General features: G+C 73.5%; 15 protein-coding genes. 5 read left to right on the forward strand and 10 right to left on the reverse strand.

What is annotated here, in order from left to right; translation table 11 throughout:
- The first annotated feature begins 3 nt into the window (after window positions 1–3).
- From radA to E5N76_RS16885, 3 genes are all read left to right on the forward strand, one after another.
- Window positions 4–1,467: a DNA repair protein RadA gene (gene radA / locus E5N76_RS16875; RefSeq protein ID WP_187830216.1), complete on the forward strand. Its 1,464-nt coding sequence runs from the start codon at window positions 4–6 to the stop codon at window positions 1,465–1,467.
- Window positions 1,467–2,081, forward strand: coding sequence for a DUF1826 domain-containing protein (locus E5N76_RS16880; protein WP_149538478.1), 615 nt, complete (start codon window positions 1,467–1,469; stop codon window positions 2,079–2,081). Before radA ends, E5N76_RS16880 begins: the two co-directional genes overlap by 1 nt.
- Window positions 2,082–2,886: 805 nt before the next feature.
- Window positions 2,887–3,924 carry a Bug family tripartite tricarboxylate transporter substrate binding protein gene (locus tag E5N76_RS16885; protein WP_149538479.1) on the forward strand — a complete coding sequence of 346 codons (1,038 nt, stop codon included), beginning with the start codon at window positions 2,887–2,889 and terminating at the stop codon, window positions 3,922–3,924.
- Window positions 3,925–4,466: 542 nt separating this feature from the next.
- Here the strand turns inward: E5N76_RS16885 and E5N76_RS16890 are convergent.
- The 3 genes from E5N76_RS16890 to E5N76_RS16900 form a co-directional block, all read right to left on the reverse strand.
- Window positions 4,467–6,584, reverse strand: coding sequence for a hypothetical protein (locus E5N76_RS16890; RefSeq protein ID WP_149538480.1), 2,118 nt, complete (start codon window positions 6,582–6,584; stop codon window positions 4,467–4,469).
- Window positions 6,585–6,730: 146 nt separating this feature from the next.
- On the reverse strand, window positions 6,731–7,957 hold the full coding sequence (locus tag E5N76_RS16895; RefSeq protein ID WP_149538481.1) for a glycosyltransferase family 4 protein: 1,227 nt from the start codon (window positions 7,955–7,957) through the stop codon (window positions 6,731–6,733).
- Window positions 7,957–10,230, reverse strand: coding sequence for a glycosyltransferase (locus E5N76_RS16900; protein ID WP_149538482.1), 2,274 nt, complete (start codon window positions 10,228–10,230; stop codon window positions 7,957–7,959). The genes E5N76_RS16895 and E5N76_RS16900 overlap by 1 nt, the downstream gene beginning before the upstream one ends.
- Window positions 10,231–10,656: 426 nt before the next feature.
- On the opposite strand from E5N76_RS16900, the gene E5N76_RS30085 reads away from it, so the two are divergent.
- A complete protein-coding gene (locus tag E5N76_RS30085) occupies window positions 10,657–11,649 on the forward strand; it encodes a glycosyltransferase family 2 protein (protein ID WP_149538483.1) in 993 nt (330 codons plus the stop codon).
- 389 nt (window positions 11,650–12,038) lie between these two features.
- Here E5N76_RS30085 and E5N76_RS16910 read toward each other — a convergent pair whose 3' ends face one another.
- The 7 genes from E5N76_RS16910 to hpnA form a co-directional block, all read right to left on the reverse strand.
- Entirely contained in the window at window positions 12,039–13,304 is a 1,266-nt protein-coding gene (locus tag E5N76_RS16910) for a M16 family metallopeptidase (protein ID WP_149538484.1), read from the reverse strand.
- A 58-nt stretch (window positions 13,305–13,362) separates the two neighbouring features.
- Window positions 13,363–13,836: a DUF29 domain-containing protein gene (locus tag E5N76_RS16915; protein ID WP_149538485.1), complete on the reverse strand. Its 474-nt coding sequence runs from the start codon at window positions 13,834–13,836 to the stop codon at window positions 13,363–13,365.
- A 32-nt stretch (window positions 13,837–13,868) separates the two neighbouring features.
- Window positions 13,869–15,275: a threonine synthase gene (thrC, locus tag E5N76_RS16920; RefSeq protein ID WP_149538486.1), complete on the reverse strand. Its 1,407-nt coding sequence runs from the start codon at window positions 15,273–15,275 to the stop codon at window positions 13,869–13,871.
- Between the two features lie 293 nt (window positions 15,276–15,568).
- On the reverse strand, window positions 15,569–16,231 hold the full coding sequence (locus E5N76_RS16925; RefSeq protein WP_149538487.1) for a phosphorylase family protein: 663 nt from the start codon (window positions 16,229–16,231) through the stop codon (window positions 15,569–15,571).
- Between the two features lie 69 nt (window positions 16,232–16,300).
- Window positions 16,301–18,301, reverse strand: coding sequence for a squalene--hopene cyclase (shc, locus tag E5N76_RS16930; RefSeq protein ID WP_149538512.1), 2,001 nt, complete (start codon window positions 18,299–18,301; stop codon window positions 16,301–16,303).
- 45 nt (window positions 18,302–18,346) lie between these two features.
- A complete protein-coding gene (locus E5N76_RS16935; protein WP_235907742.1) occupies window positions 18,347–19,687 on the reverse strand; it encodes a glycosyltransferase in 1,341 nt (446 codons plus the stop codon).
- Window positions 19,684–20,676, reverse strand: a complete 993-nt coding sequence (hpnA, locus tag E5N76_RS16940; RefSeq protein WP_149538488.1) for a hopanoid-associated sugar epimerase — start codon at window positions 20,674–20,676, stop codon at window positions 19,684–19,686. The genes E5N76_RS16935 and hpnA overlap by 4 nt, the downstream gene beginning before the upstream one ends.
- A 116-nt stretch (window positions 20,677–20,792) precedes the next feature.
- Here hpnA and E5N76_RS16945 point away from each other — a divergent pair, with 116 nt between their 5' ends.
- Window positions 20,793–21,386: an ABC transporter substrate-binding protein gene (locus tag E5N76_RS16945; protein WP_149538489.1), complete on the forward strand. Its 594-nt coding sequence runs from the start codon at window positions 20,793–20,795 to the stop codon at window positions 21,384–21,386.
- Window positions 21,387–21,582 lie beyond the last annotated feature (196 nt).

Consider the following 21,582-nt stretch of genomic DNA (forward strand, 5'->3'; position numbering starts at 1 on the left):
GCCTTGGCCAAGGACCGCACCCGTTACGTCTGCCAGGCCTGCGGCGCCGTCTTCCCGAAATGGCAGGGCCGCTGCGATGGCTGCGGCGAGTGGAACACCCTCTCCGAAGAAGCCGTCGAAACCCCGCGCGGCCCCGGCCCCGCCGCCCGCGCCGGCGGGGGGCGCCGGGTGGAATTCGTCGGCCTGCAGGGCGAGGCGCCGCCCCCCGCCCGCATCCCGACCGAGCTCGCGGAGCTGGACCGGGTGCTGGGCGGCGGCATCGTCCCCGCCTCCGCCGTGCTGGTCGGCGGCGATCCCGGCATCGGCAAATCCACCATCCTGCTGCAGGCCGCGGCGCGCATCGCGACGGCCGGCCGCCGCACCCTCTACATCTCGGGCGAGGAGGCGGTGGAGCAGGTGCGGCTGCGCGCCCGCCGCCTTGGCCTGGAGACCGCCCCCCTGGCGCTCGCCGCCGCGACGGCGCTGCGCGACATCGTGGCGAGCCTGGAGCAGGAGCGCGAGGCCGCCCTCGTCATCATCGATTCCATCCAGACCCTGTGGCTGGACGCGCTGGACAGCGCCCCCGGCACCGTCGCCCAGGTCCGCACCTGCGCGGCCGAGCTGATCCGGCTGGCCAAGTCGCGTGGCTTCGCGCTTGTCCTGGTCGGGCATGTGACGAAGGAAGGCACGCTCGCCGGCCCGCGGGTGCTGGAGCACATGGTGGATGCCACGCTCTATTTCGAAGGCGATCGCGGCCACCAATTCCGCATCCTGCGCGCGGTGAAGAACCGCTTCGGCGCGACCGACGAGATCGGCGTCTTCGAGATGACGGAGCGCGGGCTGGTGGAGGTGCTGAACCCCTCCGCCCTGTTCCTCGCCGAGCGCCGCGGCAATGTCGCCGGCAGCGCCGTCTTCGCCGGCATCGAGGGCACAAGGCCGGTGCTGGTGGAGGTGCAGGCGCTGCTGGCGCCCTCCGCCGGCGGCTCCCCGCGCCGCCAGGTGGTGGGCTGGGATTCCGGGCGGCTCGCCATGCTGATGGCGGTGCTGGAGGCGCGCTGCGGCATGACGCTCGGCATGAACGACGTCTATCTCAACATCGCCGGCGGCTTGCGCATCGCCGAGCCGGCGGCCGATCTGGCGGTTGCCGCCGCGCTGGTCTCCGCCGCCACCGACCGGCCGACGGACCCGGGCATGGTCTATTTCGGCGAGGTCGGCCTGTCCGGCGAAATCCGCCAGGTGAGCCAGGCGGAGGCGCGGCTGCGCGAGGCGCAGAAGCTGGGCTTCACCGCCGCCACCCTGCCGCGGCGCCTGGCGCGCGGCGGCCGCGCGCCCGCGGCGCTGGACGGGCTGCGGCCCACCGAGATCGGCCATATCGCCGATCTCGTCGCCCCCTTTGCGGCGCGGGCGGAAAGGCGGGCGGGCCGGGCCGAGGCTGCGAAGCCCGGCGCGGCGAAAGCCGAGGCCGTGGAGGCCGGCCCGGCGGGCTGATGCTCCTGATCGAAAGCTACAGGCCCCCGGTGGGGGAGGCGCCCGAGGGCGTGCTGCTCTCGGCCGCGCTGCCGGCGGTGGTGATGCAGCTCGGCCGGCCGGAGGTTGCGGCGGTGCTCTGGCACCGCCCGCTGCCGGGCGGGCTGGCCGGTGTCACCGCCCCCCTGCTGGCTGCGCTGCTGGCCGCCGGCCCCTTCCACCGAAGCTGCCGCTTCGCCGGCAATGGCGCGGCGGCCATGCTGGCACCGCTGCTGCCGGCGCCGGCGCCGCCCGATCTGCTGGCGAATTGCGCCGTGCTCGGCGCCTTCTTCGCCATGGCGGTGGGCGGTGGCGAGGGCGTGCTGCACCTGGCGGCGCTGGCGGGCGGCGCCGCGCCGCGCTGGCCGGTGCAGCCGGCGGGCTGCCGGCTGCTCGCCGCCTATGCCGGGCCCGGCCTGGCGGCGCGCCTGCCGCCGGAGGCCGGCGGCCCCGGCGCGGTGCGGCGCCTGCCGCGCGGCACCGTCTGGGCGCTGAAAGGCCCCGCCTGCCCGGGCCAGCCCGCCGCCAATGCCGGCCACGCCGCGGGCGCGCCGCCGCGCCTGCTGCTGTGCCTGGAGCAGGGCGGCGGGGGATAGGCTGCGGCCGGCGGCGTGACGGCTCCTGGTCACGGGACCCCGGCCGCGTCAGCTCCGGCCGTGCTGCCCTGGCCGTGGCACCCCCAAGGCCGCGGCATGTCCCTGCCACTGCCAGCCGTGGACCCCTGGCCGCGTGACCTCCGGCTGTGCGACCGGTGGTCGTGCCACTTGCAACCGTGCTCCCCGGCCGCGTCAGCTCCGGCCGTGCTGCCCTGGCCGTGGCACCCCCAAGGCCGCGGCATGTCCCTGCCACTGCCAGCCGTGGCCGCCTGGCCGCGTGACCTCCGGCTGTGCGACCGGTGGTCGTGCCACTTGCAACCGTGCTCCCCGGCCGCGTCAGCACCGGCTGTGCTGCCCCGGCCGTGGCGCCCCCAAGGCCGCGGCATGTTCCTGCCACTGCCAGCCGTGGACCCCTGGCCGCGTGACCTCCGGCTGTGCGACCGGTGGTCGTGCCACTTGCAACCGTGCTCCCCGGCCGCGTCAGCACCGGCTGTGCTGCCCCGGCCGTGGCGCCCTGGCCGCGCCAAGCCGGGCCACGGAACTCGGGCCGTGTCACCCCCGACTGCGCCACCCCAGCCTGGACCGAACGGCCCCATATCCCCCACCCGATTCACGTTTTCCAAAGGCATTCCAGGGTTTGATGCGGCGAGCCCGGGAGGGCGCGCATCAGGCGCGTCTTGCGGCACGGCGTCGCGTCCGGCCGTCGCGGGGCCGTCCTGCGACGGCCCGCCCGGCCGCCGCGGCGCTGGCGCCTTGAGCCCGGGCGGCCCCTGCCGCATCTTCGCCGGCAGATGGAGGAAATGCTGTGACTTTGCCCCGCCGCCTGCTGCTTGCCTTGCCCGCCCTCACCTTGCCCGCCCTCACCTTGCCCGCCCTCACCTTGCCCGCCCTCACCTTGCCTGCGCTCACCTTGCCTAACCCGGCCCGCGCCGCCGGCTTCCCGGACCGACCCGTCCGCCTCGTCGTGCCCTTCGCCCCGGGCGGCAATGCCGATACGGTAGGGCGGGTGCTGGCCCCCAAGCTTTCCGAGGTGCTGGGCCAGCCGGTGGTGGTGGAGAACCGCGCCGGCGCCGCCGGCAATGTCGCCGCCACCGCCTTCGCCCGGGCCAAGCCGGACGGCTATTCCCTGCTGCTCGGCAGCAACGGGCCGCTGGCGGTGAACCCCGTCATCCAGGCCAATCTCGGCTATGACCCGGTGCGGGATTTCGCCCCGCTCGGCCTCGCCGTGCGCACGCCCAACGTGCTGGCGGTGCACAAGGCGGTGCCGGCGCAGAATCTGGCGGAACTGCTGGCGCTGGCCAAGGCGAAGCCGGGGCAGATCGCCTGCGGCTCCTCCGGCACCGGCAGCACGGCGCATCTGGCGATCGAGACCTTCAACGCCATGACCGGCGCCGGGCTGCAGCACGTGCCCTATGGCAGCGGCGGCGCCATGGCGCCCGACCTGGTGGCGGGCAATCTGGAGGCCGGGATGACCGAGATCTCCACCGCCCTGCCGCTGCACCGGGAGGGGGCGATCCGCATCCTCGGCGCCGGCTCCGCCGAGCGGCTGCCGGTGGCACCGGATATCCCCACCATGGAGGAGCAGGGGGTGCGCGGCTTCCGCGCCGCTGCCTTCCTGGGCCTGGTGGTGCCGACGGGCACGCCGCCCGACATCCTGGCCAAGCTGGCCGACGCCATGGCGGCGGCGGTGGCGGACCCGCCGACGCGCAAGCGCTTCGAGGAGATGGGCAGCATCATGGCCAGCCGCGAGGAAGCGACGCCGGCCGGCTTCGCCGCCTTCCTGGTGCGGGAATCGGCGTGGACCCGCGCGGCGGCGGAGCGCGCCGGGCTGCGGCCGAGCTAGAGCAGATCGCCGGAGGGCGGAATCGCCCGGAGGCGTGAATCTGCTCTGCCATCAATAAGATTGAGCGTCTTCACGCTGCGCAGTCAGCCTGAAGACGCTCTAGTGTCCTGCCCGCGAAGTTCGCTGGATTTCCAGCGAACGCAGCGGACAAGCAGGCCACTGAAAACAAAAGCTAGAGCGTGATCGGCTGAAGTCGAATCGACCGAAACCCTGAATCACGCGACCGAACAAAGAGCTAGAGCGGGGCGGGTGAGCGCAGCTCAACCGATCCCGCTCTAGTGGCCCGAGAACGAAGTCCGCAGGACTTCGGAAGCGGGACACTAGAGCAGCCTCCGATCAGGTGATCCCACCTGATCGGATATTGCTCCAGACGCTGCCTTCGAGCTCCGCCCCCGCGCTCTGAACCGGGCTGCAGGTTCAACCGGGGCCGGGACTCCTGCCGTGGCCCGGGACCGGCCCATCCCGGCCGGGGGTTGGACGCAGGCGTCCAGCGGGCAAGCCCCGACCGTTTCCGGCAGCCGGCGCCGCCGCGGCGGCGCCCATCACCCTTCGCAGCGCGGCACGTCCCGCGGCGATAGCGGCTGCCCGCGCGGGACGATGCTGAGCGTCGGCGTGCGGGCGAAGGCCGTGGCATCGGTGAAGGGCGCCCCGGCCGCTTTCAGCCAGGCATAGGCCGCCGCCGCCCGGGCGGAGCCGAGCGTCTCCATCAACAGGGCCAGGCTCGCCAGGCCGAGCCGGCCGTAATAGCCCTCGCTCTGCCGCCAGCCCTCGCCATTGGAGAGGCCGCGGGCCCGGCTCGCCTCGCCGATCTCCGCCCAGCTCCGCAGCGCCCGGGCACCGGGGCCGAGGCTGCTGTCGGCGAGGTTGTAGGCAACCCCGTCATGCGGCGGGAAGCCTTGCCCGGCGGCGAGGAACCGGCCGGCGAGGAAATTCTCCATCCAGCGCAGCACGGCCAGCGCATCCGGGTTGCCGCGGCGCGCCGCCGCCGCGGCGGAGGTGGTGAAGTAGTCCTGTTGCCAGGGCGCCATGTTGCCCGGCGCGCCATATTCCCCGGGCAGCCGGCCATGCGCCTCGCCCTGCTCGGCCGTCAGGGCCGGCAGCCGGGCCCGCAGCCAGGCCCAATTGCGGTCGGCCAGCCAGCGGAAATAGCCCTGCTGGGGGTCGTCCTCCGGGGCGATCCAGGCAGCCTGGTCCAGCTCCCGCATTCCCCAGGCGGCGCCGCGCACCTGGCGGTTCTGCAGGATGATGGCGCCGTCGCCCGGATCGCCCGGGGCCCGGCGGGCACCGGGCCAGATGCCGATGACGTTCCACGCCGCCTGGGCCTGCAGTGCATCCAGCGCGCTGCGCCGCCCGGTCAGCAGGAAGGGGATGAAGCCCAGGGCGGGCTGGTGTGCCGCATCGGTCTGCCAGCCGGTATCCGCGGGCACGGGCTGCAGCAGCCCGCCGGGCGGGCGGCCGCCGCGGGGATCGGTCCAGAGGCGCGGCCAGCGCCGCTGCTCCAGCCAGCCGCCCTGGCCATCCGCCCCGCCCTCCGGGTCCCAATGGTGCCAGGGGATGCTGCCCGCCGCCTCCGCCTGGCCGATCGAGACCGCGGCGGCCCGGCGGTCGCCGGAGATGAGCCAGGCCGCCTGGTATTCCGTGGTGGGGCCGATATCCGGCCGGTTCCCGGTGGCGCCCATCCGCTGGGCGATGCCCCGGCTGCCGAAGGGCGGCGCCCAGTCCGGGGCGGCGAGCAGGGCGGCGTAGCGGCTCAGCACCGCCTCCTCCACCCCGAGGGAGAGGTCGTAGCGGGCGATGGCGCCGGCCTCCGCCAGGTAGCCGGCATCCTGGCGGGGGTAGGGCGGCGCCGGCGCCGACGCCCCGGCCAGCACCCGGAGCTGGCGGCCCCAGGCGGTGTAGAGCCGGTGCCGCAGCCCTTCTGCCCGCAGCGCCTCCCGGCCATCCACCAGCACCCGCAGGGAATAGGCGGCATCGCCGCCGCCCGGCCGCATGGTGGCGTCGTTGCGCAGCCAGACATCCAGCCACAGGCTGCCATCCGCCCGGGCGGCGAGGTCCACGACCAGGCGCAGGGAGGTGGCGCCGCCGCAGGCGGCGGGCGGCACCCAGGCGGCGATGCGCGCCTGGGCGGCGAGCGGCCCGGCCTGCCATATCGCAGGGCCGCCGCGCAGCCCGGCCAGCAGGGCGGCGAGGTCGGCCTGCCAGGGCGCCCCCTGGGGCGGGGCGATCTCCACCAGCGGCCGGCGCGGCGCGGCGAGGCGGGCGAGGTCGAGGGCGGGTGCTGCCTCAGGCGGCCGGGCGGCAAGCACGACGCCGAGCTTCTCCCCGCGGCGAAGCGGCGGGGCGGCGAGGCTCAGCACGGCGAAGCGGGCGGAGCCGTCCGGGTGCCGGGTCTTCACATCCGCCTGGGCGCGCAGGGCCTGGCCGGCGGTGGTGCGGGCATGGATGGCGCGGTCCCGCGGCAGGTCGCCGGGACGGAAGGCCTGGCCGAAGACCAGGGCGGTCCCGGCGGTGGTGCCATTGCCCTCCAGCACCATGCCGAGGAACTCGCCGGGGCGGCTGGGGCAGGGCATCGCCACCTGGCGGACTGTGGCGGCCTGGGCCTGGGCGGGCAGGCTGAGCGCGCTGGCGAGGAGCGGGAGGTGGCGGCGGGTTATGGGCATCGGGCGCTCCTTCGGCCGTTCGAGGAGGGCTCTGCCCTCCTCGAGCTCCACCCGCCAAAGGCCGAAGGGCCTTTGGAAACCATGAGCCTCGGACCCGTCGGTCGAGGCGCAAAACTCAAGGGTTCAAAGCCCCATCCTAACCATACTCACAAGACACAAGGGCCCTTCGGCCCTTTGCGGGTGGGAGCTTGAGGGAGGGCAGAGCCCTCCCTCAAAACCCGCCGGAACAGCGCCAATTGCCCCTCCGTGGTCGCCTCCCACCCGAACCCCTCGGCATAGGCCCGCGTCGCCGCCCGGCAGGGCGGCGCGGCGAACAGCGCCCGCACCCCCGCGGCGATGCTGCCCGGCGAATCGTCCGCCAGCACCAGCCCTGCTTCCGGCGCCGCGATCGCCTCCCGGCTGCCCCAGGCGGGGCTGGCGATGGCGGGCGTGCCGCAGGCCATCGCCTCCAGCAGCACATTCGCCCAGCCCTCCCGCGCGGAGGCCAGCACCAGCGCATCCGCCGCGCCGTACAGCGCCGGCAGCTCCGCATGCGGCCGGGCGCCCAGCAGCCGCACCCGCCCGCCCAGGCCGAGCCGGGCGATCTGCGCCTCCAGCGCCCCGCGCTCCGGCCCCTCGCCGGCGATGAGCAGCCGGTGTTCCGGCAGCCCCCGCAGCGCCTCGATGATCAGGCGATGGCCCTTGCGCGGAATCAGCAGCCCCACCGAGAGCAGCGTCGGCCCCTCCAGCCCCAGCGCCGCCCGCGCCGCGGCACGGTCCGCCGGCGGGCGGAACAGCGCCAGATCTACGCCGTTGCGCAGCACCGTCACCTTCTCCGGCGGCGCGCCGAGCGCCACCAGCCCCTCCTTCAGCGCCGCGCTCACCGCGATCAGCGCCGCGCTGCCGGCGATGGCCTGCCGGATCAGCCGCCCCGGTATGCGGTAATTCGGCAATTGGCTGGTGTCCGAGCCGCGGCCGGTGATGACCACCGGCAGGCCGAATTCCTGCCCCAGCCACACCGCCGCGACGCCATCCGGGTAGAGGTAATGCGCGTCGATCGCCTGCGGCCGCAGCCCTTCCGCCAGCAATCGCCGCAGCACGGCCCGGGCGGCGCGGTGCAGGGTCCAGACATTCGCCCACAGCCCGATGCCGGGCGGCCCCAGGAAGCGCGGATGCAGCACGCGGATGCCATGCCCCACCCGCTCCGCCGGCACCGCGCGGCCCGCCGGCCAATGCCCGGGGAACCAGGGCACCGGCGCCAGCACCGTGCTCTCCGCCTGCCCGGAGGCCAGCAGGTGGCGCAGCCGGTTCTCGACGAAGACGCCGTGATTGGGCTGTGCCGGGTTGGGGTAGAGCGTGCTGAAGGTCAGCAGCCGCAGCCTCTCCGCCGCCATCACGCCGGCCCGTCCCGCAGGGCGCGCAGCTTCGCCAGCAGCGCCGAAGGGGTGGTGAACTCGCCGCCCAGCTCCTCCCGGAAGAAGCGGCAGAACCCCTCGATCCGCCCGAGCACGGCGCGGAGATCGGCCGCAGAGCGGACATAGGGCGTATTGCCCACCTGCAGCGTCGGGCTGTGCAGGCTGAGGGTGAAGACCCGGAGCCCCCCCGCGTGCAGCTGCCGCGCCACGCGCCGCATCTGGGCCAGCTCGGCGCCCTCCGGCGAGAGGCGCATGGGGTAGAAGGCGTTGGCGCGGGCCGCCAGCCGGTCCAGCCCCAGCCGCTTGCCGGGGCGGCTGCGCAGCAGCGGCGCCACCCGCCCCGCCTGGCCATGCAGCCAGCCGAGCGGCGCCGCGGTGGTGGGCAGGGAAAGCATCCGGCCGCCGCTGCCGAACCAGCCGGGCCGGGCGGTGAAGCGGGTGAAATCCGGCCCGCCGAGCGCGGAGTAGTCGTACCAGGGGCAGATGCTGAGATCGATCTCGAAGCCCAGCGCCTCCAGCGCCGCCACGGTATTGGCGCCGAGCCCGTAGCGCCCGGCCTTGAAGATCCGCGGCGCCTGGCCGGTCAGCTCGGCGACGCGGCAGGTCAGGGTCTCCAGCTTCCGCCGTTCCAGCCAGGCGCCGATATTGCCGGAGAAGGAGTGCCAATCATCCTTCGGCTCGACGATGGGCGGCGTGGTCCAGCTATGCAGGTGCACCCCCACCTCGCAGCCCGCTGCCGCCAGCTTTCGGACGATGCGCCCGCCCTCCGCATGCGTCGCCACCGGGTGGTCGATGACCAGGGTCGGGCGCAGGCCGAGCCGTTCGAAGAGCGGGAAGCTTTCCTCGATGCCGGAGATGGAGACGACGCGGCCGGTATCCGTCGCGATGCCGCGGTCCCAGTCGAAATCCGCCTCGGTGTCGATCACCACCTGCAGCAGCGGGCGCCAGTCGCGGGGCGTGTCCACCTCCCTGAGGCCGATGGCGGCGGGGCCGGCGGCCAGCCCGCCGCTGAACCGCACCGGCAGCTCCGGGATGGGCGGCGGCGCTGCGGCCCCAGCCGGGTCCTGGGCCGGGTCCCGGTACAGCGCGGCGTAGCGGGCGGCGAGCTGCGCCATGTCCAGGTTGCGCTCGACGAAATCCCGCCCCGCCTCCCCGATGCGCGCGGCCAGCGCCGGGTCGGCCCGCAGCCGCTCGACCGCCGCGACGAATTGCCCCTGCGTCGCGGCGAGGAAGCCGGTGCGGCCGTGGTCGATGATGAAATCGGTGATGCCGGGCAGGAAGCAGGTGACGATGGGCAGGCTCCTGTCCATCGCCTCCAGGAAGACATTGCCGAAGCCCTCGGAGGTGGAGGCGAAGACGAAGAGGTCGGCCGCCAGGTACCAGGGCCGCGGATCGGCCTGGAAGCCGGCCAGCACCACCCGCTCGCCCAGCCCATGCGCGGCGATCGCCGCCGCCAGCTCCGCCGAGTAGTCGGGCTCCAGCGCCGGGCCGACGACGAGGAGGCGGACCCGGGGATCGGGGATGCCGGCCAGCGCCTCCACCAGGAAGCCGATATTCTTGCGGCGGGAGACGGAGCCGACATTGAGCAGCAGCGTGTCCCCCGGCGCGAGGCCGAGGGCCTGGCGCGCCGCCAGCCGGTCCCCGGGGCGGCGGCGCGGGCCGGGCTGCACCCCCTGGGGGATGAAGCGCAGCCGTGCCGGCCCCGTGGTCTCCAGCGCCCGGCGGAGGAGCTGCGGGCTGATGACGACATAGGCGCTGATGGCGTGCAGCAGCAGGCGGATCACCCCGCGGTTGCGCGGGCGGTACTGTTCCAGCAGCTCGGTCGGGCTGTCGTTCAGCGTGCAGGAGAAGATGACCCGGACGCCGAGCAGGCGGGCGAGCAGATAGGCGGCGCAGTGGCGGTCCACATGGGAATGGAGGTGCAGCACCTCGTAGTGCCGGAGATGGAGCAGCAGCCAGCGCATCAGCGCCAGCCAGCCCCGCCGGTCCGGCCGGGCGCCGAGGTAGTGGACCGGGACGCCCTGGTGCAGCGCGCTGGCAGCCCCGTCCGCCGGCCGGGTCTCGTAGGCGAGGACCGCATGCTCGCTGCCCAGCGCCCGCAGCAGCGGGATGAGGCGCATGAAGTAGATGCCGTCCCCGGTATAGTCCGGGTGGAAGCGGCGATAGAGGTGCAGCACTCGCAGCCGGCGCGGGACGGCCTCGGCCTGGGCCGGGAGGGTGGCGGCTTCCGCCAGGGAAGTTCCGCTCGGCACGCGCGTCCTCTCCTCGGCTGGTCGCCTGCCTGGCCGGCAGGCGGGAAGGTGGTGGCGGGCGGGCCCCGGGCCGGTGGGGCCCCGGCTGCGGCCTTCGTTCGGCTCGCGGTACAGGGCTTCTAGCCCTGGGCGAAGGGCGCGGCTAGAGCATGCACCTGCTGTGGAATTTTATGACCGGAACGGCCTCCGCCTGACCGGAACGATCGCCGTTCCCGCCAGGCCGCGGCTGCTCTAATCTGGCGCGCCCGGCGCAGCCAGGGCGGAAAAGCCGGAGCGAGGCTTGGTCGCGCGCCCGTCCGGCCCGGGGCAGGGCGGGCGGCGGCGGGCGAGGCGGGATTCGGCATGCGGCAGGACGGAATGGTGCGGCGGCGGCGGATCGGCGGCGGCCCGGCCCGCCGCGGCGCCTGAGCGAGGGAGCCCCGGCCCATGCCGCCCGCCATCAGCGTCGTCATCCCCAGCTACAACCGCGCGGCGCTGATCGGCGAAACGCTGGAGAGCGTCCTCGGCCAGTCGCAGCCGCCGGCAGAGGTGATCGTCGTCGATGACGGCTCCACCGACGGCACCCAGGCGGTGCTGGAAAGCTTCGGCCCGCGGATCACCTGGTTCGGCATCCCGAATTCCGGCCAGCACGTGGCGATGAACACCGGGCTGCGCCGCGCCCGGGGCGAGCTGGTCGCCTTCTGCGACAGCGACGATCTCTGGCTGCCGGACCATCTGGCGCGGCTCGGCCGGCTGTTCCTGCTGGAGCCGGGGGTGACCGCCGCCTTCGGCAATTTCCGCATCCTGCGCGAAGGGGGGCTGGAGGAGGGGGATAAATTCGCCACCGCCCCGCCGGGCTACTGGGAGGGGATGGAGCGGCCGGAGCCCGGCTTCGGCCTGTTCCGGCAAGCCATCGTGGCGCGCATGGTGGGTTTCACGCCCTTCTTCCCCTCCGCCACCATGGTGCAGGCGGCGCGGTTCCGCGCCCTGGGCGGCTGGGACGAGGTGGTGGGGCGGGTGATGAGCATGGATTTCGCCACCACGCTGCTGCTGGCGGAACAGCCGCCGATCGGCATCTCCCTGCAGCCGACGGTCGCGGTGCGCAAGCATGCGGGGAATTTCTCCGGCGACGTGCAGAAGATGAATCTCGGCGATGCCGCCATCCTGGACTACGCGCTGCGCACCCGGCCAAGCCTGGCACCGCTGGCCGGGCTGATCCGGGCGGATATCGCGAAGCGCCGGCTGGCGGCACTGGACACCGCCTTCGCGCGCCGGGACTACGCGGGGGTGGAGGAAATCCGGGCGCTGCTGGGCCCGGGGCGGCTGCCGGGGCGGGCGGCGCTGAAGGCGGCCATCGCGGCGTTGCCGGCGCCGCTGCGCGGGCCGCTGGCCGGGGCGCTGCTGGTGGCCGGAACGCTGAAGGGGAGGGTGAGGGGGTAGAGCATGGGGGCTCCGCCCATTGGCGGCAGCGCCGCCAACCCCCGCCGGGGGGCGGACTGCCCCCGCGGACCCCGGCGTGAGTTGCGCACCGGCTAGAGCAGATCGCCGGAGGGCGGCATCGCCCGGAGGCGTGAATCTGCTCTACAATCCATAAGCTAGAGCGGTTTCGCGCTGCACAGTCAGCGTGAAGCCGCTCTAGCCGTCCCCCTGCGGATGAAGAATGTCCCGCCCCGGGGACATTGCATTCAAGGCGCTTTCCGCCTGGCCGGCGGGTTCAGCCGTCGGGTCCGAAGCCCAGACCGGGGTCCGGGGAGGAGTATCCTCCCCGGCGGGAGTGCAGAGGGCAGAGCCCTCTGCCGGGGGTGTCGGGGGCGGAGCCCCCGATCGCCTCAGGCCGCCAGCCGCTCCATGATCAGCGGCAGGCCCGGCACCTTGCCGGCCGGGCCCAGCGCCGCCAGGGTCGGCGCGCCGCGGAAGGCGGCGGCGGCGGCTTCCTGCACCTGCTCGATGGTGACGGCGGCGATCTTCGCCTTGGTCTCCTCCACCGGAATGACGCGGCCATGCACCTGGATCTGCCGCGCCAACTGCTCCGTCCGGCTGCCGGTGCTTTCCAGGGACATCAGCAGGGAGGCGCGGAATTGCGCCTTGGCGCGGTCCAGCTCCTCCTGCGTCACATCCACCTGCACCTTGCGCAGCTCCTCCAAGGTGACGGGGACCAGCTCCTCCGCCTCCTTCTCCCCGGTCCCGGCATAGACGGCGAACAGGCCGCCGTCGCGGAAGGGATGGGCGAAGGAATAGATGGAGTAGACCAGCCCGCGCTTCTCCCGGATCTCCTGGAACAGCCGGGAGGACATGCCGCCGCCGAGCAGCGTGCTCAGCAGGAGGGAGGGGTAGTGCAGCCGGTCCTTGTAGCCGGTGGCGGGGAAGCCGAGGACGATATGCACCTGGTCGAGGTCCCGCTCCTCGCGGAACTCGCCGCCGACATAGCGGGCGGCCTCCGGCGGGGCGGGGGCGACCTGGGGCAGGTCGGCGAAGTGCTTCTGCACCAGGTCCAGCAGGTGGTCATGGTCCAGGGCGCCGGCGGCGGCCACCACCATGCGCTCCGGGCCGTAATGGTGGCGCATGTACTCCACCAGCGTCTCCCGCTGCATCTCGCGGATGACGTCCTCGGTGCCGAGGGTCGGGCGGCCCATGGGCTGGTCCGGATAGGCGGTCATCTGGAAATGGTCGAAGACGATGTCGTCCGGCGTGTCGTTGGCCTGGCCGATCTCCTGCAGGATGACGCCGCGCTCGCGCTCCAGCTCCTCCGGCGCGAAGGTGGAATGCGTCAGGATGTCGCCGATGATGTCGGCGGCGAGGGGGAGGTCCTCCTTCAGCACCTTGCAGTAATAGGCGGTGTTCTCCCGCGCCGTGTAGGCGTTGAGATGGCCGCCGACATTCTCGATCTCCCGCGCGATGGCGGCGGCGTCCCGCTTCTCCGTGCCCTTGAAGGCCATGTGTTCGAGGAAGTGAGAGACGCCGTTCTCCGCCGCCGTCTCGTTGCGGGTGCCGGTGGCGACATAGGCGCCGAAGGAGACGGTCTCCACCCGCGGCATGACCTCGGAGACCACGGTGAGGCCATTGGGCAGGCGGGTGAGGCGGACGGCGTCGGACATGAAAAGCCTTGTGCGTGAGGAGGGGCGGCGGGGGGTGCCGCGGAACGGTAATATGGGGTCAGGCGGGGCCGCGGCCCAGGGTCTCGATCAGGGTGCGGAGATCGGCGGCTTCGTCCATGAGCTGGGCGAGGGTGAGGTCGGTGCGGTCGGGGATAGGGTGGGCGGGGGTGTCACCCTCGATCGCCAGCACGGCCCTGCGGGCGCGGGCGAAGCAGCGCTCCACCTCGATCTGCTGGGCCATGCTGGGCCGGTAGCGGTCCTGCGCCTGTTCCAGGAAGGTTGCCGCCTCGCTGCTCCAATGCATGCGGGCCGGGCTTTCGGGCCAGCGCGCCAGCTTCAGCGCATGCACCATGGCCTGGATCAGCAGCGACCGGACGGCGGCGATCTCGGAGAGACCCAAATCCTCGATCTCCTCGATCACATGCGCCCAGTCGAGGTCGTTCACCCTTTCCCCGGCCACGTGCCGGCGGAGGCGCTCCGCCTGCTGGCGGGACCAGGTGACGATGTCGGTCCGGTAGAGGTCATCGGGCATGGCGGGGCAAGCTTAGCACGGCCCGCCGCGCCTCAGGCATTCCGCCGGGCATGGGCCCGGACGAAGCCTTCCACCTGGGCCAGGTCGGCGGGCAGCAGGCTGAACCGCTCCTCGCGCTCGTACAGATCGGCCAGTCGGGCGGGCAGGGGCGGGCGGTGGCCGGTGGCCTGTTCCACAGCATCCGGGAATTTCGCCGGATGGGCGGTGGCGGCGACCACCACCGGAATGGCGTGGTCGGCCGGCGCCAGGGCGCGGGCGGCGGCGGTGCCGATGGCAGTGTGCGGGTCCGCCAGGTAGCCGGCGCCTTCCCATAGCCGGCGGATTTCCGCCAGCGTCCCGGCATCGTCCAGAGTGAAGCCGTGGAACAGGGCGGCCGCCCTGCGCCAGGCGGCATCCGGCACGGGCATGCGGCCCTCCGCCCGGAAGCGTTCCATGGTGGCGCGGGTGGCGGCGCCGTCGCGGCCCAGCAGCTCGAACAGCAGGCGCTCGAAATTGCTGCTCACCTGGATGTCCATGCTGGGGGAAAGGCTCGGCTCCACCGGCCGCATGGTCATGTCGTTCGCCGCCAGGAAGCGGTGCAGGATGTCGTTGCGGTTGCTGCCGATGATCAGCCGCTCCACCGGCAGCCCCATCTGCCGCACCGCCCAGGCCGCCAGCACATTGCCGAAATTGCCGGTCGGCACGCTGAAACCCACCGGCCGGTCCGGGGCGCCGAGCGCCAGGGCGGCGGCGGCGTAATAGGGGATCTGCGCCGCGATCCGCGCCCAGTTGATGGAATTCACCGCTGAAAGCTGCATCTCCCGGCGGAAGGGCGCGTCGTTGAACATCGCCTTCACCAGGTCCTGGCAGTCGTCGAAGCTGCCCTGGATGGCGAGGTTGGCGACGTTCGGCGCCAGCACCGTGGTCATCTGCCGGCGCTGCACCTCGCTGGTGCGGCCCTCCGGGTGGAGGATGACGATGTCGATCGCCTCGCGGTCCCGGCAGGCCTCGATGGCCGCCGAGCCGGTGTCGCCGGAGGTGGCGCCGACGATCGTCACCCGCTCCCCGCGCTTCGCCAGCACATGGTCGAACAGCCGGCCGAGAAGCTGCATCGCCATGTCCTTGAAGGCCAAGGTCGGGCCGTGGAACAGCTCCAGCGCGAAGGCGCGGTGGTCGAGCTGGACCAGCGGCGCCACGGCGGGGTGGCCGAAGCCGTAATAGGCGGCCTCTGTCATGCCGCGCAGGGTGGCGAGGCTCATCGCCTCCTCCCCGACGAAGGGGTGGATCAGCCTTGCGGCCAGTTCCGGATAGGGCAGCCCGCGCAGCCCCCGCCATTCGGCGGGGGAGAGGACCGGCCAGGCGGCGGGCAGGAACAGCCCGCCATCCTCGGCCAGGCCGGCGAGCAGGACGTCCTCGAAGCCGCGGGGCGCGGCCTCGCCGCGGGTGCTGAGATAGCGCATGGCGGCGGAAGCTAGTGCAGATCGGGGCGGGGCGAAATCAGCGAGGGAGGCAAAGGTGAAACCAGGGGTGGGGGCTTCGCCCCCAAACCCTCAGCAGGAGGGCGTCGCGGGCAGTGCCCGCGACCCTGCACCTCCGCCTGGGGGAAGGCTTCCCCCCGACCCCGCCGTGAGTCGGCAGGTTCTACTGTCGGGCCCAAAACTCGGACCGGGGTCCGGGGCCAGGTCCTGGCCCCGGCGGGAGTGCAGAGGGCAGCGCCCTCTGCCGGGGGTATGGGGGCGGAGCCCCCATTCCTTCACGCCGCGAGCCCCAGCCCCGGCCCCGCCCGCCTGGCCGCGCCGCCCAGCGCGTCCAGCGCCATGCGGCTGCGCTTCGCCACCGTCAGCAGCGCCGGCAGCTCCCGCGGTCGCTTCAGCAGCGCCAGCGCCACGCGCCCCGCCGCCGGCCGGCCATCCGAGGTCAGCCCCACCGCCGCGGCTCCGGGCAGCACCTCCTCCGCCGTATCCGCCACTGCCCGCAGCGCCGCGAAGGGCAGGCCGCGCCGCGCCGCGAAGGCCGCCGCCGCCTCGGTTTCCAGATCCACCACCATGGCACCCGTCGCGGCGTGCAGGGCGCGCTTCCGCGCCACCTCCCCTACCACCGCCGGCGCCCCGGCCACCATGCCCAGCCGCGCCCCGCAGGCCCGGGCCAGCGCCGCGGACCAGCCGAGATGAGCCGCATAGGCTCCGCCCGGGCCGCGCACCCGGGTCGCCACCACCAGGTCGCCGCAGAGCAATTCCGGGTCCAGCCCGCCGGCGATGCCGAAGCTCAGCACGGCCCGGATATGCCGCGGCGCCGCTTCCAGCAGAGCGGGCAGGCGCAGCGGGTCGCCGCCGCTCACCACCACCGGCATGCCCGGCGGCAGCAGCCGGGCTTCGGACTGCATGCCCACCACGGCAAGGATGGCGGACGGAGTCATCGCGGCGCCTCCCGTTATGCTGCGCCGCACACTAGGGCATCAATGCCGGTGATCGGAAGGGCTGGCGGCTCAAAGGCCGTGCATCACGCGCTTCGTGTTGCTCTGCCGCATCTTGCGCAGCCGGGCCAGCGCCCAGAGCGGGAAGAGCCGCGCATAGCCGTGATATCGCAGGTAGAAAACGCGGGGAAAGCCGGTGCCGGTATAATCCTGCTCCGGCCAGGCGCCATCCATGCCCTGGTGGCGCAGCAGCCAGGCCTCGGCCCTGGCCACCGCCGGGTGGTCCGATTCGCCGGCGGCCAGCAGGGCCAGCAGCGCCCAGGCGGTCTGGCTGGCGCTGCTCGGCCCCATGCGGAGATCGGCATCGGCCCGGGTGCCGCCGCGGCGGGGATAGGTGTCGCCATCCTCGCCCCAGCCGCCATCCGGGTTCTGCGCCAGGGCCAGCCATTCCACCGCCCGGCGCATGGCGGGGTGGTCGTGCGGCAGGCCGGCGGCGTTCAGCGCGGTCAGCGCGGACCAGGTGCCATAGACGTAGTTCACCCCCCAGCGGCCGTACCAGGCGCCATTCGGCTCCTGCTCCGCCAGCAGGTAGCCCACGGCGTCCTGCATCGGCTTGCTCTCGGCCGGGTGGCCGAGCTGCGCCAGCATGGCCAGGCACCTTCCGGAGACATCGACGGTGGGCGGGTCCAGCAGCGCGCCATGGTCGGCGAAGGGGATGGAGTTCAGGTGGTGATGGGTGTTGTCGGCGTCGAAGGCGCCCCAGCCGCCGCCCTTGGACTGCATGCCGAGGATCCATTCCGTCGCCCGCGCCACGGCGTGCGGGGTGCGGGGATCGGCCTCGCCGCATTCCCTGGCGGCGCGGTCCAGCGCCAGCACCACCGCGGCGGTGTCGTCCACATCCGGGTAGTGGGGGTTGGCGTATTGGAAGGCCCAGCCGCCGGGGCGGAGGCCGGGCCGGGACTCCGTCCAGTCCCCGACCACATCGGTCACCTGGCGGTCCAGCAGCCAGTCCAGGCCGCGGCGGGCCGCCGCCGCCGCCTCGGGCGCGCCGGTCTCCAGCAGGGCATGGGCGACGAGGCTGGTATCCCAGACCGGGGAAAGGCAGGGCTGGACGTAAGTCTCACCGGATTCGTCTGAGCCGGCAACGCCGGCGGGCCGGTCGCAGACCAGCTTCTCCACCGCCTGCCAGGCGGTGACGACCCGCGGATCGCTCTCCGGGATGCCGAGGCAGTGATACATCCAGATGGCATTCGCCATGGCCGGGTAGATGCCGCCGAGCCCGTCCTCGCCATTCAGCCTTTCGGTGACGAAGGCTTCGGCCCTGGCCTCGGCGCGGGCGCGGGTGGCGCGGGGGAAGAGGCCATGCGCCCGCTGCAGCACCGCATCCAGCCCGGCGAAGAGGGTCTTCCAGGGCTCGGCCGCATGCGGCCCGGCGGGCCAGCGTTTCACCTGCTCCGGCGGCGTGCGGAACAGCTCCCCCAGCGAGACGCCGATCGGCGCCACCGGCAGCGGCCTTCGCGCCATCACCACGGTCAGCGGCACCAGCACGGTGCGGGCCCAGTAGCTGACCTTGCTCAGGTGGAAGGGGAACCAGCGCGGCAGCAGGGCGATCTCGGGCGGCATCACCGGCACGGCGCGCCAGGGCACCTGGCCGAACAGCGCCAGGGTGGCACGGGTGAAGACGTTGGATTTCTCCGCCCCGCCGGCGGCGAGGATCGCCTCCCGCGCCCGCCGCATGTGCGGAGCATCCGCCGGGTCGCCGATCAGCCGCAGGGCGAAATAGGCCTTTACCGAGCAGGAAATATCCAGCGCTCCGCCATGGAACAGCGGCCAGCCGCCGGCGCAGCGCGCCGCCTGTTCCGCCTGGACACGGCGCAGATAGCGGCCGATGCGGGCTTCCTGCGCCTTGTCGTGGCGGCCGAAGAAGCGCTTCAGCATGACGTATTCGGCCGGGATGGTGGCATCCGCCTCCAGCTCGAACACCCAATGCCCGTCGGCCTGCTGGCGGCCCAGCAGATGCGCGGTGGCCCGGTCGATCGCCGCATCCAGCGGCGTCCCGGCGGCCGCCCTCATCCCCTCGGTCAGCGACACGGTCAGGTCCTCTCTGCCGGCGGAGACTCAGCCCGGGCCGGCGGGGCGGTCGGCGCGCGGTCCCGCCTCGCCCTTCCACATCCCGCCTCGGCCGCACCATTCCGCCAGCGCCGAATTCAGGGTGAAGGCCATATAGGCGGCGGCGATTCCTGGCAAGGCCAGGCCACGCGCGGCAGATAGTCCGAAACGGCGCAGCGTGGGGGCATAGGCCAGCACCATGGCGGCCCAGGCGGCGGCCCCCAGCAGCGCCGGCGCGCCGCCGGCGAACAGCGCCAGCAGCGGCGGCGCCAGGAAGACCAGCGCCAGGGCCAGCAGCATGCCGGCCAGCAGCAGCGGGTTGTAACGGAGCTGGGCATAGGCGGTGCGCGCCACCATGCGGCGGATCGGCCCCACCGTTTCGTAGGGGCGGAGGCTCTCGACCCGCTCCGTCAGCCCGACCCAGATCGGGCCCTGGCGCTTCATCTCGGCCGCCAGGGCGCAATCGTCGATCAGCGCGCCGCGGATGCCGGCGAGGCCGCCGGCGCGCGCGAAGGCAGCACGGTCCAGCAGCACGCAGCCGCCCGCTGCCGCGGCGGTGCGGGCGGCAGGGTCGCGGGCCCAGCGGAAGGGGTAGAGCATCTGGAAGAAGAAGATGAAGGCGGGGATCAGCCAGCGCTCCGCCGGGCTTTCGCAGCGCAGCTTCGCCATCAGGGAGACGAGGACCAGGCGCCCGGCCAAGGCGCGCTGCACCAGGCGGCGCAGGCTGTCCGGCGCGTGCCGGATATCGGCATCGGTGAAGAGGAGGTAGGGAGGGGGTGCGGCGGAGCCGGCGTCCGGCCGTCCATCCCCACCCGCATGTCCACCCCCACCCTCCCCTGCAGGGCGGGGAAGGGAGGCGTCTGCCGCTGCCTCGCTGGCGGGCGGGTGGACGCGCTGCGTCCAACGGGGCGGGGGCGCGGGCGCCGCCAAGGGCGGAGAGCCGGGCGAGCGGACGGAGGCCGCCGAGTCCGCCACTACCCACCGCACCCCCTGCTCCAGCGCCCAGAGCTTCCCCGTCCACCCCGGCTCGCGCGCCCCGCCGCGGAGCACGGCCAGCCGTTCATCCCCCGCCGCCCGCGCCACCTCGCCCGTCCCGTCGGTCGAGCGGTCATCCACCACCACCAGCCGGAATTCCCCTGGATAATCCTGCGCCAGCAGGGAGCGGACCGTCTCGCCGATGGTCGCCGCCTCGTCCCGCGCCGGCACCACCGCCACCACGGCGGGCCAGGCCGCCGGCACGGGCAGCGCCGCGGCGTCCGAATCATCGTCCCGCGCCAGCCAGAAGAAGCCGCGGCCCAGCAGCAGCACCGCCCAGGCCAGCAACGCCGCCAGCCCCAGCCACAGACTCATGCCAGCATCCCCGCGCCGCGGAACCAGGCGATGGCCTCCGCCACCGCCGCCTGCCAGGGCCGCGCCCTATGGCCCAGCGCCCGCTCCGCCTTGGCGGAGGAGAAATACATCGGCGTCTTCGCCATCCGCAGCCCGTCCCGCGTCAGCATCGGCTCCCGCCCCGTCAGCCGCGCCAGCCCCTCCGAAGCCAGGGCCAGCGGCCAGAGCGGCGCGCGCGGCAGCCGCACCGGGCGGCGGCGGCCCTGCAGCGCGGCGATATGGCCCAGCAGCTCCGCCAGCGACACATCCTGCCCGCCGAGGATGTAGCGCCCGCCGATCTTGCCCCGCTGCAGCGCGGCGACGCAGCTCCGCGCCACGTCATCCACATGCACCAGGTTCAGCCCGGTATCGACATAGGCCGGCATGCGGCCGCGTGCCGCCTCCAGGATGACGCGGCCGGTCGGCGTCGGCCGCCGGTCGCGCGGGCCGATGGGGGTGGAGGGGTTGACGATGACGGCTGGCAGCCCCGCCTCCGCCACCAGCTTCAGCACCAGCCGCTCCGCCTCCGTCTTGCTGCGCTTGTAGGGGCCGATCGTCTGTTCCGGCAGCGCCGCATCGGCTTCCGTCGCCGGCAGGTGGTCCGCCCGCGGCTTCAGCGTGGCGACGGAGGAGACATGCACCACCCGGCGGCAGCCCGCGGCCAGGGCGGCGCGCATCACCGCCTCCGTCCCGGCGACGTTCACCGCCCACATGCGGCGCGGATCGGGGACGAAGATGCGGTAATCCGCGGCGCAGTGGATGACCGTATCGGCGCCGCGCAGGGCGGCGGCGATGGAGGCGGCGTCGGTCAGGTCGCCCGGGACATACTCCACCGCCGCGCCCTGCAGCACGTCGCGCGGCGTGCCTTCCCGCACCAGGGCGCGCACCGCATGGCCTTCCGCCCGCAGCGCCAGCGCGATGGCCGAACCGAGGAAGCCGGTGGCGCCGGTGAGCATGACGGTCTCTGGCATGGATCTCCCGCTCTTCGGCCGGCCCAGGCCCGGCAATTCAGGCTGCGCAACGATGCCGGCGGTGTAGTAGCCCGGCCTTGATCGCGCGCCGATGGGCAGCATGTTATGCCCCCGTCATGCGACTGCGCCGAGACCTCCCCGCCCTGCTTTTCCTCTCCCTTCTGCCATTCCGGCCGGCGCATGCCCAGGCCGCGGTGGTGGAAGCCTTCCATGCGACCTTGCTGGAGGTGATGCGCAATGCCCGCGCCCTCGGCGTGAAGGGGCGGGAGGCGCGGCTGCGGCCGGCGATGGAGGCGGCCTTCAACCTGCCGGCCATGGCGCGCATCGCGATCGGCCCGGCCTGGACCGGCATTGCGCCCCCGCTGCAGCAGGCGCTGGCCCGCGCCTTCGCCGACTGGTCCATCGCCACCTATGCCAGCCGCTTCGACGGCTATGGCGGGGAGCGCTTCGTCACCCAGGGCGAGCAGACCCTGGCGAATGGCGACCGGCTGGTGCGCACGCAATTGCAGCGGCCGAACGACGCGCCGGTGCAGCTCAACTACCTGGTACGGGATGGCGGCGGCGCCTGGCGCATCGTGGATATCTACCTGACCGGCTCGGTGAGCGAGCTGGCCAGCCGCCGCGCCGAATTCACCATCCTGCTGCGGGAGGGCGGGCCGGAGCGGCTGCTGGAGGAGCTGCGCCAGCGCACCGCGGCGTTGTTGCGGTGAAGATGGGGGCTTTGCCCCTTTGGCGGCGCTGCCGCCAACGCTTCGGACCCCTGGTTGGCAGGTTGAACACTAGAGCATGCTGTGTTTGCTCTGAATCGGGGGTTCCGAAACGGGCTGAGATCTGATTCAAGCTCTGGGCTGGGCGATGGAGGCCAGCCAGGATGCGGCCATACTCCGAGGATCTGCGTGAGCGTGC

This window comes from Siccirubricoccus phaeus (genome assembly GCF_008360935.1).
GTDB classification, from domain to species: domain Bacteria; phylum Pseudomonadota; class Alphaproteobacteria; order Acetobacterales; family Acetobacteraceae; genus Siccirubricoccus; species Siccirubricoccus phaeus.